The organism is Pseudomonas sp. AK106, from assembly GCF_053903055.1.
Genome location: NZ_CP096426.1, coordinates 1,188,971 through 1,202,543 on the forward strand (window position 1 = coordinate 1,188,971; position 13,573 = coordinate 1,202,543).

14 protein-coding genes are annotated in these 13,573 nt (G+C 51.6%); 8 read left to right on the top strand and 6 right to left on the bottom strand.

The window, feature by feature from the left end:
* Positions 1–136: 136 nt before the first annotated feature.
* From M1E04_RS05420 to M1E04_RS05435, 4 genes are all read right to left on the bottom strand, one after another.
* Positions 137–1,909 (bottom strand): synaptonemal complex protein 1, encoded by a 1,773-nt coding sequence (locus M1E04_RS05420; RefSeq protein WP_236422970.1) that lies wholly within the window; start codon positions 1,907–1,909, stop codon positions 137–139.
* The gene (locus tag M1E04_RS05425; protein ID WP_456292520.1) at positions 1,899–2,384 is read right to left on the bottom strand and encodes a hypothetical protein; all 486 of its coding nucleotides are present in this window, start codon (positions 2,382–2,384) and stop codon (positions 1,899–1,901) included. Before M1E04_RS05425 ends, M1E04_RS05420 begins: the two co-directional genes overlap by 11 nt.
* A complete protein-coding gene (locus M1E04_RS05430; protein WP_236422969.1) occupies positions 2,381–3,541 on the bottom strand; it encodes a dsDNA nuclease domain-containing protein in 1,161 nt (386 codons plus the stop codon). The genes M1E04_RS05425 and M1E04_RS05430 overlap by 4 nt, the downstream gene beginning before the upstream one ends.
* Positions 3,542–4,071: 530 nt before the next feature.
* Entirely contained in the window at positions 4,072–4,530 is a 459-nt protein-coding gene (locus M1E04_RS05435; protein ID WP_065992342.1) for a helix-turn-helix domain-containing protein, read from the bottom strand.
* A 190-nt stretch (positions 4,531–4,720) separates the two neighbouring features.
* On the opposite strand from M1E04_RS05435, the gene M1E04_RS05440 reads away from it, so the two are divergent.
* The 3 genes from M1E04_RS05440 to M1E04_RS05450 all read left to right on the top strand — a co-directional run bounded on the left by M1E04_RS05440 (position 4,721) and on the right by M1E04_RS05450 (position 7,365).
* Positions 4,721–5,455 carry a metallophosphoesterase gene (locus M1E04_RS05440; RefSeq protein ID WP_236422968.1) on the top strand — a complete coding sequence of 245 codons (735 nt, stop codon included), beginning with the start codon at positions 4,721–4,723 and terminating at the stop codon, positions 5,453–5,455.
* An 806-nt stretch (positions 5,456–6,261) separates the two neighbouring features.
* On the top strand, positions 6,262–6,651 hold the full coding sequence (locus M1E04_RS05445; RefSeq protein WP_236422967.1) for a DUF6957 family protein: 390 nt from the start codon (positions 6,262–6,264) through the stop codon (positions 6,649–6,651).
* A gap of 60 nt (positions 6,652–6,711) precedes the next feature.
* Positions 6,712–7,365 (top strand): HAD family hydrolase, encoded by a 654-nt coding sequence (locus M1E04_RS05450; protein WP_065992346.1) that lies wholly within the window; start codon positions 6,712–6,714, stop codon positions 7,363–7,365.
* A 169-nt stretch (positions 7,366–7,534) separates the two neighbouring features.
* Here the strand turns inward: M1E04_RS05450 and M1E04_RS05455 are convergent, their stop codons facing one another.
* Positions 7,535–8,068, bottom strand: a complete 534-nt coding sequence (locus M1E04_RS05455) for a glycoside hydrolase family 15 protein (RefSeq protein WP_236422966.1) — start codon at positions 8,066–8,068, stop codon at positions 7,535–7,537.
* Between the two features lie 432 nt (positions 8,069–8,500).
* Between M1E04_RS05455 and M1E04_RS05460 the strand changes: the two genes are divergently transcribed.
* The 5 genes from M1E04_RS05460 (at position 8,501) to copD (ending at position 13,047) form a co-directional block, all read left to right on the top strand.
* A complete protein-coding gene (locus M1E04_RS05460; protein WP_236422965.1) occupies positions 8,501–8,704 on the top strand; it encodes a co-regulatory protein PtrA N-terminal domain-containing protein in 204 nt (67 codons plus the stop codon).
* Positions 8,705–8,847: 143 nt separating this feature from the next.
* Positions 8,848–10,704: a copper resistance system multicopper oxidase gene (locus M1E04_RS05465; protein ID WP_236422964.1), complete on the top strand. Its 1,857-nt coding sequence runs from the start codon at positions 8,848–8,850 to the stop codon at positions 10,702–10,704.
* Between the two features lie 10 nt (positions 10,705–10,714).
* Entirely contained in the window at positions 10,715–11,656 is a 942-nt protein-coding gene (locus M1E04_RS05470; protein ID WP_236422963.1) for a copper resistance protein B, read from the top strand.
* A 69-nt stretch (positions 11,657–11,725) separates the two neighbouring features.
* Complete coding sequence (gene copC, locus M1E04_RS05475) at positions 11,726–12,109, top strand: copper homeostasis periplasmic binding protein CopC (RefSeq protein WP_065992364.1); 384 nt, start codon at positions 11,726–11,728, stop codon at positions 12,107–12,109.
* Positions 12,110–12,111: 2 nt separating this feature from the next.
* Positions 12,112–13,047, top strand: a complete 936-nt coding sequence (gene copD, locus M1E04_RS05480; RefSeq protein ID WP_065992366.1) for a copper homeostasis membrane protein CopD — start codon at positions 12,112–12,114, stop codon at positions 13,045–13,047.
* Positions 13,048–13,098: 51 nt separating this feature from the next.
* Here copD and M1E04_RS05485 read toward each other — a convergent pair whose 3' ends face one another.
* A complete protein-coding gene (locus M1E04_RS05485; protein ID WP_065992367.1) occupies positions 13,099–13,545 on the bottom strand; it encodes a DUF411 domain-containing protein in 447 nt (148 codons plus the stop codon).
* Between the last annotated feature and the right edge of the window lie 28 nt (positions 13,546–13,573).

The window sequence follows — 13,573 nt, forward strand, 5'->3', positions numbered from 1 at the left end:
ACGGCGCGGGATGTGGGGATGGCTTTGCGGAGAGGGTGAGAGCTGGTCGAGTGTTCCATTAACCGAGCTTGATCGCGCACCGATTGGTGCGCGGGATTCGATTTCTTAGGATCGATCAGACTGACTCCGGAGGCACCTATTCTAGTGCTTTTGGTGGCCCCAAATACATCGGTTCACCAGAAGTGACGAAGCCCGGCAACCATTCTTCATCTGTTTCCTCATTGGGCGTGTATCGATAACTGGAGGTCGAAAATATCACCTGGCCATTGTGTTTCGCTGCGACAGTCCGCAATTCCTGGACGTACGAGTCAAGGTGCTCATTTGGAATATCCTGCTGTTTAGGCGTGTCTAGAATGAGTACTCTGAACGGTGACAGTGGGTCGATGAGGCAAATTTCAAACAGCGCAGCATGGTAGGCCAGGACAGTCCTGGTTTTTGAACTGCCCTTGAAGATGTCCAGCTTTTCCTCTCCCATGGTTGGCTTCAGATAGGAATCAACGGTCACCAACTGAGGTATGGTTCTCGCATGCAGAATGCCGAGCCATTTCGTCATGCCTTCGGAAAGGCGCAGCCGCAGTCGTACAATCTCAGATGACTGCTCTTGCGTTCGTTGCAGGGATTCATAGAGGGTAAGGGCTCGATCACGACGTTCGATGAGTTTTGCATGCTGGGCATTCTGGTCATCGACTTTTTTGTACTTTTCTTTTTCCTGTTGCAGTTCGAAAAGATCAGTCGTGGTACGACTGATTGCTTCGATGAAGGCCTCTACCCCCGATTCTCGCTCAGCAAGCGTTCTCTGGTGAGTCAAGTCTTCAATCTGCTTTTCCACAGTAGTCCTGGCGGTATGGACGGCTTCAGCTAGCTGCATATTCGCTGCCGTAGATATTTCTAAATCTTTAATCTGGTCTTTGAGATAGAGAAGGCTTTTGCCATAGGACTCAGCACTGGCCATGAACATGCCGCAGTTTGGGGTGCTGCATAACTCGGAGAAGAGGACAAATGCCCGTCTTGCATCTTCGTTTAAACTGAGTGTCTCGATCTCACTTTCAATTTCTTGCTTAATGGTGTTGAATCCAGAAATCTTGGATTCCAAAAGATTTTGCTGCTGTAGAAGCTGTCTGAGTTGATTTTGACGTTCGAGAAAAATTTCATCTAAGCTGGAGATGGCCTCACTTTTTATATTTTTGGAGTTTTTTAGACTCTGCATGCGCTCTTTGGCGGCGGTTATAAGCTTGTCAACACTTTCTATGTTTCTTTTGGGAAGTGGTAGGTCTTGCTGGAGTCTCTCAAGCAGTTTACGACTCGCGACAACGCTGGTGTGCAGGTGGTCAATTTCTTTGCGGACGTCAATTGATTTTCGTTTTTTGTCGTAAATATTCAAAGCTGGCAGTTTGTTGATCAAACGTACCATTTCTGTATATTGGTCTTTGATAAAATTTTGTCGTGGCGAATAAAAGTCAGAGTACCCCTTGTCTTGGTCTAAATAGAATAGGGGTATCAGTCCAGTGAAATAGGGGGGTGTGGGAGTTCCGCTAGATGTAATCAAGCGGTCTGTTTTTATACCTAGCTCTTTAAAAATAAAACTAGAAAGATCTTCATCATTGTAAAAGCGGTCAACCGTTTTCTCATTTTCTCTGATGGTGACATCGAATTTTTCGGCGATGACGCGCTCAAATGAAAACAGCTTTGTGCCTATATTGATGGTTAGTCTAGCGAGTCGGCAGTTTTGGGTAATGTCCGCCCTAAACTTTATGTCGAGGCCTAAGCAAAAGAGGATCGACATTATAAGCGGAGTTTTACCGCTTTCGTTGATTGCATAAAGTTGAGTGATAACTTCGCCAAACCTTAGCTCACCCGAACCCCAACCTGATGGGCCATTAGGTATAATTTCAAGAGTTTCAAATCTCATGAAGCTTCGCCTCTTCTGCGTTTTCCTTCCAAATGTTCCGATAAGCCCGCTGAGCGGTCAGCAGAAATAAACATAGTTTCGTGTTCTCTTCTGTAAGCTTGTCTAGGATTTTACGTCCAGAGGTGGTGGTCTCAACTCTGTAGGTGTTTTTGTTAACCTTTACAAACTCGGCGGTCTCCAGAAAGGTGAGCGCGCGCACCGTCCGGATTCTTAGGTTTGCTGACCACCCCAACTCTTGACTAGAACCCTTGAAAGTCGACAGGCTCTGCTCGAAACACATGCCAACAAACATGCCTATCTCATCGGCCCTAGGCTTCGAACTGCCTTTGCCGAGTAGCATGATCGTCAGCGCAATCAAAGGGATGTGAAACAAGCTTTCATTTTGTAAAGCGTCTTTCCGAGAACGTGGCGCACTGTGTGTAATGAATCCATCTGCCTCTTCGCTGGCGATATTAATAGCTTCTAATATGCTCATGAGACCTCTCCTCTAACCAACTCGGATAACACTGCCCCAAAGGTTAGTTCGAGAGTGATGTCCTCACGGCAAAGCTGTACTTTGAGTGCGGCATTGAGGGTTCTTACTTCAAGTGTAAGGTCTGGCATTTTTATTGTGCCCCATGCCAGTTTTCGAGCAGATTCAATTATCATTTCAGTGGCTACTGTCATGAGAAAGTCAGGAAGCTCGTGGCGATGTATACGATGCCAGCTTTCCCATTGGCATTTGTATCCAGCAAATGTGTCGACGGTGTTTGCTGAAAACCCTGACCTCAAAAGCATTTTTTGAAGAATAGATGCGGATTTTAGTGCTTTCTCATCCCCACCAGCTCGCAGCATCTCGTAGGTAGACTTTGTGATAGAAAGCGTATTAAGCACGTCATCTATGCAAATGCTCGCGAAGCTGTCCAAATCCTTTTCTTGAATGTTGGAGTTGAGTACGCCAGATGATTTTTCTTCAATGCGGGACAAAAGTTGAATGATGATCTTTTTTACTTCGTCAGGCGTGAGGTTTATTTCGCTGTATCGGAATATCTTACTAGAAGCTAGTGACACAAAGAGCTCGTCATCTTCGTCTAGGATGCTGTGTCTAGGCTCTATCTTCAAATGTGATAAAAACTCAATAACGTCTTGCTGATCCTTGCCGTCTAAACTTAATATTAGCTTCTTAGTCTCTGCGATGAGAGCAGATGTGTGGTCTCCGATGGTGCCTTTTTGTTCGATTTCGGCGATGATGGCTTCTACTTCATCATCGAAGTTTATATTTGTCCTGATCTCGATAGAGTGACAGCTATCCCCAAAGTTTTCGATATGCAGCAGAAGTTTTCCTGCAAAGCTGTCGGGCAATGCATGCTCCGGGTTTTTCTTGGGTCGTTTTTTTAAGCCAAATACTTCGAGTATGGTGTAGCGATAATTAAGTTGGGATTTTGTTTTGACTTGGACGAATCGGTACTGTGCCTTTGAGTCTGTGACGTATTTTACGACATAGTCTTCATGGTAGTCGCAGTAAATTCTCTCAATGTCTTTGTTCTCTAGTAAGGCCAGGCTTTCAATTGTAGCAGCCCTGAACTGAGCGCGAAAACGATTAATCGTGTCCCTACCTGATTGCTCTCGGGTGGCTACTTCATGTAATTTCATTTAAAACACCGATGAATATCGTTGGGGGCGGTGCCATCCGATATAGGCTTGATCTGGCGTTGGTAACAAGAATTGACTATTTCATAAAAAACTTGAAAACAATCGCGCGTAGTCGCTGAGCGTACGGCCAGCGGAGCGCTGGTGATGGCCACGATCTTCAAATCGCACTGAACGAGTGCTGAGGCCTTCACGGCGCGTGAGGCTGATTCAGAATACAGATAACGAGGGGAGGCTTCGAAATGTGTCGGCCTCAGTTCTATTACGGTTCGCGATGTCACAGCTGCCGTCCTGGCTAGGTAATAGTGGCCAAAAGATGGCGCCTAGATTAACCGGTTCTCGATAGGTGGGGAAGATGGTCATGACTTTGGTCGAATTACCCAGGAGAGCATTCAGCCTTCGCCCATGAGCCCTCAACGGCAAACAGATCGTCCTACGTTCTAATGGGATCAAGCGCAAAAGATGAATGCACTCATCCATCATGGTATGGCCTGTCCGCCCATCAGCCGATCAAGCGAGCTTGCCTGACTAATTTATAAATTCCAAAGATCTGCGACGGTCGATTTTGCGAGCTTCAGCCTCTGAGCCGCTTCACGCTGGGTCATGCCTGCAGCTTTGCACTCCTGGACGGCCTCAAGCCGCTTCTGGCGCTCGTGAACTCGGCTGACCATCGCTCCGTTTTTGACCTGGCGATCCAATGCATCAAAACCACCCGCCACTTCAAAAGCGTCCAGCTCAGATTGCACAACCTGCAAGATATTGGAGGCGGCTTGATCAGAACTCGAAACAGCTCCGAGCACCATGAGAGTGATGGGGTGTATTCCGACGGCTTGAGCGATCTCATCAAGCTTGCCGAGCGTAACGTCCGACTTGCCTTGCTCGATGCGATAGACAAACTTCCGATCAGCAGCTTCCCCAAGATCGCTCTGCGCGAGTCCTCGTATGGCCCTGACTGCTCTGAGAGCGGCAGCCAAGCCTGCGCGATTCGACATTGGGTTTCCTCAAAAGTGAGGATGTAGCCATGTTGCACTGCCCGGAACTACGGTCTATATTGCCCATTCCGGGCACGGGTATTGCCTTGTCGATGGTTTCTGCCGTCCGGTCGCTGAAAGCGCTGAGCCCTTCGCGGGTGCATGGTTTCGCTATGAAATATCAATAATCACCTAAATCGAGTTTAGCCGCATGCGACTGTATGTCGTCTCAGACCTTCACAACGAATTTCATCTCTTCCATCCGCCAGCCTTTGATCCCGCTGTCGACTTGGTCATCCTTGGCGGTGATATCGATAAAAAGGCAAGGGGTGTGAAATGGGCCAATGAGACATTCAGTTGCCAAGTCGCGTATGTCTGCGGTAACCATGAGTTCTATGACGGGCATATCGACCGCACGCTGCAGAAGATGAGAGACGCTGCCGAGCCTCACGTCCATGTGCTCGAAAATGACCTCGTCATCCTCAATGACATTCGGATCTTGGGCACGACCGGATGGACTGATTTCAGCTCTACTGGCAGTCAAGTTGCAGCGACAGCGATGGCTTGGGAGCGTATGAACGACTTCAACTATATCCGCATCGATGCAGGGTATCGACGTTTGAGGCCGGCTGATCTAATCGTCCGAAATCACATGGCCAGAGCCTGGTTGGCGCAGGAGCTCGCGAAGCCGTTTCAGGGGAAGACTATCGTGGTCACTCACCATTCCCCGTCCTCGGCAGTAGTCGGAGGCAAGCACGAGGGGAATCTCAATGCCGCCTATACAAACGACTGGCCCGATTTAATTCAGGAGGCTGATCTCTGGATCTTTGGGCACACCCACGAATTTGTCGACGTGGAGTTGGCGGGTTGCCGAGTTGTTTCAAATCCTCGTGGCTACCCCAATGAATCAACGGGCTTTGATCCCTTTTTTGAGATTGAAATCTGAGGAGCGCATGTGCTTTGAAATCAAACGTTATTCGTCTCACAGGCTGCGAGTCCCATCGTAGCGGAGCGCAGGGGCATTCGCCGCCGAGCGAGGTTGCTCAGGCGAAATCTCAGGAATGGGGCGTCTTTGTAGATGCGTATCTCGTGGATGCTGCACGCGTCGGCAATCGTTACGCAGCTACCGTCTATTGTGATCAGTCGGGCTCGCCCGATGGGGCGACTGTGGCGACTCCCCCGGTACGGGAAATTTCGAAGAAAGGGGGCTTCGCGCTGCTCCAAACCATCGATGCTCAAGATCATTACGTCATAGCCTCGGAGCACGTTACCCCGGGGTGTGACTAATGGCGACCGTCGTAGATTGGCCGCCACAGGTTCTGGCTGCAGCTGCCTTGAAATTCACCACGCCAGTAGGTGCATTCTTGTGGATGCCGGAGGTTGAATTCCCGTGTCTGGTCGGTCGGGTGTTTATGGATCTGAGTAGTAGATTTCAGGACGGACGTATGATCCGTACGTCACAGATCATACGACTGCAGGAAGAGCGGGGCTGGACGATAGCCATCACGTTTTCGGGCAGTTACTACTTACTGGTTCATGAAGGGGAAAATCCCTTTCTGGGACAGACCAGGCTTTTTCGGTCGAACCCTGGTGACGCTGTTAGCAATTTGCATTGAGTCAGCTGTGCGTCCGTGGTCGGTCGGTACGTGATCGACTCTAAGGCCCCAGACATGAGCAATCTTTGTCGTGGGACGGCTTCCGACAGGTCAGGTAAACCACGCTTCGGACGGATTTAATGAAGAAGGAGCAACCATGCAGGACTTTGATATCCGGCAAATGATCGGCCCGAGCTCAGTCATGACAGCAAGTCAAATCGAGCTTGATGAGGCAATTCGAGTTACTCACCAGAAATTCCCAGGCCGTAGCTTTTGTATACCGGGCGAATGGGTATGGCTCGACCTAGAAGCCCCCGATCTCGTTGTTGAAGAGCTAAACGCCGAAGGAAAAAAACCGATGATGTTGCTGGTCTTCGACACGCTGTACGACAGCTCGACGTCGGCTAAGTCGCAATGGTTTCGTACGACGCCTTTGGTTGATTTTACTGACGGAATGTTTTTCCTGACTGAGAACAAAATCTACGTGTTGCTTGGGCGTGGACGTCGAACATCCATGACCCTTTCCGCTGCAGTGCGGTTGTTTTGAAAGGTATGGGAGGTCATGGGTAATGACTCTGTCCACGGTTACCGACATGAGGCTAGCTGAATGATTAATGCCGTGGTGCTCGATGCATTCGGAACAATTCTTCGAATCGATCACCCAACAAACCCCTATAGGGAGCTCATCAGGGAGGGGCGTCGGCAGGGCATCGCTTCAGGTTCAGAAAGCCTTGGCCTTGTCATGACGAAAAACCTGGCGATCGACGAGATGGCTTCATTTCTAGGCATAGCGCTAACGCCATTGCAAAGGGAGAAAATGAGCCAAGCATTAGAGTTGGAGCTCTCGTCTATCAGACCTTTTTCTGACGCCTTGGAGGCCATCCCCCGCCTGCTGGATGCAGGGCTGAAAGTGGGCGTCTGTTCAAATCTAGCCAGCCCTTACGGGCCGGTCGTCAGGCGGTTATTCCCAAAACTGCATGGCTATGCATACAGCTATGAGCTAGGTCTGATGAAACCTAATCCCGCTATCTACCAAGCGGTTTGCGCTCACATGGGGATAGAGCCGGGTCATTATCTGGACGAGAGAAAAGGTGGGGTTGTCATGACTGGAGACTCTAAACGATGTGATCAAGATGGCCCGAGGTCGGTCGGGATAATGGGCCTTCACTTAGATCGTACGGGTCGAGGGTCGATCAATGACCTCCTGCAGTTCGCCGAACTGGTAATAGACCATAACCTCAAATTCAGCTCGGTCAGTTGATGGAGAGCAGCATTGCAGGTTTCTGGCAACTGAGATCGAGGGCGCCAGCAGCGTTGTTCGTTACGTATGCCTGGCTACGATTAGGTTGTACGCGCCGAGTCTGGGCGCTGGGCGACGTGCATAGAGTTTGCCGGTGAATACCGTCTATATGATCGGTGCTGCTTTGGGGTCATTGCCAGCCTGGCTCAGCACTAACTTCATGATGGCCGCCCGATCCCTGAAGTGACTGCGCAAGGTGACAGGTATCTAGCTTCCAACTGATCTGTATCTGACTTTCAGCTTGGCAACTCAAGGCTTGCCAGCAACTGATCTTGGACATGGTGTAATGCTCTAGCTCTGGCAGTTCCCAGATCCCAGAGTCCCTTCGCATCCAGCCATCTGCGCACTGCTCTGCCAGTGAGGACAGGATTTCTGCGCTTGGGTAATCCAAAACATTGCCTGCATTGACGAAGTTCTTAGTCGTCTCAAAGATGTCGCCATAGATACCATGCTGCAACTGAGCTGCGGCATCGTTTCCAGCCATAGGCGGCGAATGCTTGTAGCCAGGTAGGTTTAGCTTGTGAGCACCGCTAGCGAGTTGACCGTCCAGGGTGTAACACACGTGTGGGCCATGCTCGCGTAGGCGGTGGATTAACCAAGTGAAGGCAGCTTTCGCCTCCGGCAGCGCGCCGATTGGAAAATTACCTAGGATCTGACCACCCATTTCCATTCCTGTTGACCAGTAGATTGCATTCCCACTGACCACCCAGTTGCATTCAAGTTGACCAGCTATCTGCGTTATCAGACCAAAAGCCTAGCGTTGAATCAGTGCGAAGCCTGCCGTCTTTATATTGTGACGCCATCAGTTTCGAGACCCGATCTAGTCGCTACGCTTAGCGTACTGACGGAAAAGCCTCACTCGGGGGCATCATTCCCATGGCAAAACATCCACTCACATAGCGGCTGGTGCGAGTTGTTCCCCCGATGTTACTTGCTGGCAGCGCTAAAAAAATATCCCCGCTTCTTATGAGGTTCCTGTCAAAAGTGTAATCGCTGCCTAAGCATACTGACAGGTGCCTCCCCTCATCATCCTCATCGAGCCGACGCTCAAACGCTCCAGATTCATCGAGAGTCAGTTCCTTTGAGGAGATGTATCATGAAAGCTATCAACGTTGTGGTTATTGCAATCAGTTTGGCTATGTCGTCACTGGCCTTTGCCGAAGGCGGCGGTGATCGCACCTATGAGCGCATGGAAAAAGCTCGTGTGGCTGCACTGGAGAACCGCAAACCAATCTCTGAAGCGCAAGAAGATGTTGCGCAAGAAAAGCCTGCGGCTGAAAAGCAGAAGCATCACTGCTAAGTCGACCAGCTTACGGAAATGTAATCACGCCATTTGTTGGCTTATGGCATCTTCGATGTATCAAACGCACTCGCTATCCAAAAGGGCGAACCCTCGGGAATACAGTGCTGTGCGTGCACCTGACTGACAGGACATGAATCGGTATGCAATCCAAAACTTCTCGGCGCACCTTCGTAAAAGGGCTGACCGCTGGCGCGATTCTCGGTGGCTTAGGGCTCTGGCGTACGCCTCTTTGGGCGGCCACCAGCTTTGGCGAGACCAATGTCCTGTCGGGCACAGAGTTCGACCTTTTCATTGGAGAAACGCCGGTAAATATCACCGGAAGCCCCCGGACTGCCTTGACCATAAATGGTGGTATCCCAGGGCCTCTGCTGCGCTGGCGTGAAGGGGACACCGTCACCTTACGGGTCAAGAACCGCCTCAAGGACATGACCTCCATCCATTGGCACGGGATTATTCTTCCCGCGAATATGGACGGTGTGCCGGGCCTTAGCTTCGGTGGGATCGAGCCTGATGGAACGTACGTTTACCAATTCAAGGTCAAGCAGAACGGAACGTACTGGTATCACAGTCACTCCGGCTTCCAAGAGCAGGTAGGTGTATACGGCCCGCTGGTAATTGAAGCAAAAGAGCCAGAGCCTTTTGAGTATGACCGTGACCACGTGGTGATGCTCACTGACTGGACGGATGAAGATCCGACTGCGCTAATGAAGACGCTCAAGAAGCAGGCGGACTACTACAACAACCACAAGCGAACAGTCGGTGACTTCATTAAGGACGTAGCGGATAGCGGTTGGTCAGCGACTGTCGCTGATCGCAAGATGTGGGCCGAGATGAAGATGAATCCTACTGACATTGCAGACGTCAGTGGCGCGACATACACCTATTTAATGAACGGCCACGCCCCGGACTCGAACTGGACAGGCACTTTCAAACCTGGCGAAAAGCTTAGGTTGAGGTTCATCAATGGTTCGGCCATGTCCTACTTTGATGTCCGTATTCCGGGCTTGAAGATGACCGTTGTAGCCGCCGATGGCCTGTATGTGAAGCCTGTGACCGTGGATGAATTCAGGATCGCCACAGCTGAGACCTTCGACGTGATCGTCGAACCAACTCAGGACGCCTACACACTGTTTGCGCAGTCGATGGATCGAACGGGGTACGCCAGAGGCACCTTGGCCGTCCGGCCTGGTCTCGCTGCCCCAGTACCTGAGCTTGACCCTCGTCCTCTCGTCACCATGGCCGACATGGGTATGGCCGGGATGGATCATGGCTCAATGTCTGGTATGGGCGATATGGCTGGAATGGATCACAGCAAGATGGCCGGTGCGCAAGACAACTCAATGCAGGGTATGTCGGGAATGGACGGCGGCGACATGAAGGGTATGAATCATGGCGCTACGCAAGACATTTCTGGCATGGACAGCATGGCTGCAATGGATCACAGCAAGATGTCTATGGGTGGCATGGAAGAAATGCAGCAGCACCCGGCCTCAGAGTCCAACAACCCTCTCGTCGATATGCAGGCCATGTCGACGTCGCCAAAGCTTGATGATCCCGGTATGGGCCTTCGCGAGAATGGCCGAAAGGTACTGACGTACTCTGATCTAAAAAGCACGTTTGAAGATCCAGATGGCCGTGAGCCAAGTCGCACCATCGAATTGCACTTGACCGGTCATATGGAGAAGTTTTCCTGGTCTTTCAACGGCGTGAAGTTTTCGGACGCCGAGCCTTTAAAACTGAAATATGGCGAGCGAGTCCGCATCGTTCTCGTGAACGACACGATGATGACGCATCCCATCCACTTGCATGGCATGTGGAGTGACCTTGAAGATGAAAACGGGCGATTCCTCGTCCGCAAACACACCATCGATATGCCGCCAGGATCAAAGCGCAGCTACCGAGTGACCGCCGATGCGCTAGGACGCTGGGCCTACCACTGCCATCTCCTGTACCACATGGAAATGGGCATGTTCCGTGAAGTGCGTGTAGAGGAATAAGGAGCCGACTATGAGCAATTTCTTTTGCGAGACTCGCATGCACTCAGCTGTATTCACGGTTGCTTTAACCGCTGCTTTTATCTTGCCTGTAGCCGCTGAACCGGGCCAGGGCACGAAAGACGGGCAGATGCAGGGTATGGATCACAGCCAGATGCAGGGCATGGATCACAGCAAAATGCAGGGTATGGATCATAGCCAGATGCAGGGTATGCAGCCTCCCAAGCAGCAGACCCAGACCCAAAGCCGGACACCGATACCGGCTCTAACCGATGCGGATAGAGCCGCAGTCTATAACGCTCCTGGTGGTCACGAAGTCCACGACACTGCCCTCAACTCTTTTTTTATATTTGAGAAGCTGGAATGGCAGGATGCTGACGATGGGAGCGCGCTTAACTGGGAAGCCCAAGGTTGGATAGGGGGAGATGTTGATCGTCTATGGCTGCGCTCCGAAGGCGAGCGCACCAACGGAAAGACCGAAGAAGCTGAGGTTCAAGCTCTTTGGGGCCATTCCATCAGCCCTTGGTGGGATCTGGTCGGCGGGGTTCGTCAAGACTTCAAACCAGGCGACCCTCAAACGTGGGCGGCTTTCGGTATCCAGGGCTTGGCGCTCTACAATTTCGAAGCCCAGGCCACTGCTTATCTGGCTGAAGGTGGCCAGACCGCAGCTCGGCTGGAAGGGGATTACGACATCCTCCTGACCAACAAGCTCATTTTGCAACCGACGGCGGAATTCAATTTCTACGGTAAAAACGATCCCCAGCGGGGCATTGGTTCAGGGCTGTCAGAGAGTGAGGTCGGTTTGCGTCTTCGGTACGAAATCAGGCCAGAATTCGCACCTTACGTAGGTGTGACCTGGAATCGGGCTTATGGAAAGACCGCTGATTACGCCCGCGACGAAGGCGAAGACAGTAACGAAGCACGCCTCGTGCTTGGCGTCCGAGTGTGGTTCTAAATCAAAGTTAGAAGCACCAAATAATTATCTAACCTCATAACAACAGCTTTGCGCTGTGAGGAGCCTTGCATGTCTGTATTTAAATCCTGTGTTGTGGCCGTTGCTCTTTCTTCCAGCCTTCTGCTCAGCGCAGTTGCCCAGGCTCACCCGAAGCTGCTGTCTTCGACTCCGGCTGAAGGCGAGAGCGGCCCAGCTCCTGCGAAGATAGAACTGCATTTTTCCGAAAACCTGGTTACCCAGTTTTCCGGGGCCAAGTTGGTCATGACGGAAATGCCTGGCATGGCACATTCCCCTATGCCCATGAAGGCCAGCGTGGCTGGAAGTAGCGATCCTAAAACCATGATCTTGACTCCGGCAGCACCTCTCACTGCTGGCACCTACAAAGTGGAGTGGCGGGCGGTCTCCTCTGATACCCACCCGATTATCGGCAACGTTACGTTCAAAGTGAAGTAAGCATGAGCGACCCCCTGAATGTGGTGCTGCGCATAGCACTTTATCTGGATTTGATGCTCTTGTTCGGCCTAGCGGTGTTTGGGCTGTACAGCTTTCGAGGTAAAGAGCGCGTATCCGGAGCGGTGCTTCATTTTGGGTGGATACTGCCCGGCACCGCTGCTATAGGCATGCTGTTGTCCATAGCAGCTTTCGTGGTTATGACAAGCAATATGAGCGGCGCCTCCGATTGGGTCGAGCTGCGGCCTCACATAGAAATGATGCTGTACGAGACTGAGATCGGCTATAGCTGGGTGACGCGCATGATCTCGCTAGCGGTGGTCATTGTTGTCGCAAGCCAAAGCAAGCGATGGCCAACAGAGAGTCTATGGGTTGCTACCTTGGCGGGCAGCATCGCCCTCGCGACGCTCGCGTGGACAGGTCATGGAGCCATGGATGAAGGTGCTAAGCGGTTCTGGCACTTTGCCGCTGATATCCTGCATTTACTTGCCGCTGGCGGGTGGATCGGTGCCCTCGCGGCGTTTGGTTTGATGTTGAGGATAAAAGGGTCTGATCCTGAGCTACTTGTCCGAGTACTTTCACGAGCACTCAGCGGATTCGAAACAGCCGGTGCTCTGATCGTTGGCACGGTCATAGTGACCGGTGTCGCCAATTACCTCTTCATCGTTGGGCCGACAGTGGCCAATGTCATATCAGGCGCCTATGGCGTTCTTCTACTCGTGAAAATCGTGCTGTTCGCCGGCATGATCGGACTTGCTACCCTGAATCGTTTCTACCTGAGTCCTGCCCTTGAGCGGTCTGCGCAGGCCGGTGATTACTCTCTGGCAGTGACTGCTTTGAGAAAAAGCGTGGTGCTCGAATCCACCTGTGCCGTGGTCATCGTCGTCCTGGTGGCTTGGCTGGGGACATTAAGCCCATCAATCGACATGGCTCAAGGGTAAGCTCGATGCCAGATCTGGGCGGCTCCAAGAGGGGCCCAGATCCAGCCAACACTATTGGCTGAGTGGGTAGGTAGCCACCACTTCTTGCGCACCTGCCTTGGTGACTCCCATGACTTTATACGGCTGATAATTTTGACCGTATTCCATGCCTGGAGAACCTGCTGGCATGCCTGGCACTGCAATCCCTACGAGATCGGAGCGGCCGCTCAGCTTCTTGATTTCGTCGGCTGGTACATGACCTTCTACGAATTTGCCGCCAATCACAGCCGTATGGCATGAGGCGAGTTCCTGTGGAACACCCAGTTTCTGCTTGATAGCGCTCATATTGCTTTCTACATGGTCGACCACTTTGAATCCACTCGACTCAAGGTGTTTGACCCACTCCTTGCAGCAGCCGCAGTTCGCGTCGCGGTGTACATCTATTGTGAGCGGCGCTGCCGCCTGGGCGGCACCACAAATCATCAACGCCACAGCCAGCGATAGCTTTCGTTTGAACATTCCATGCACCTCATCAAGGTTAGTCTGC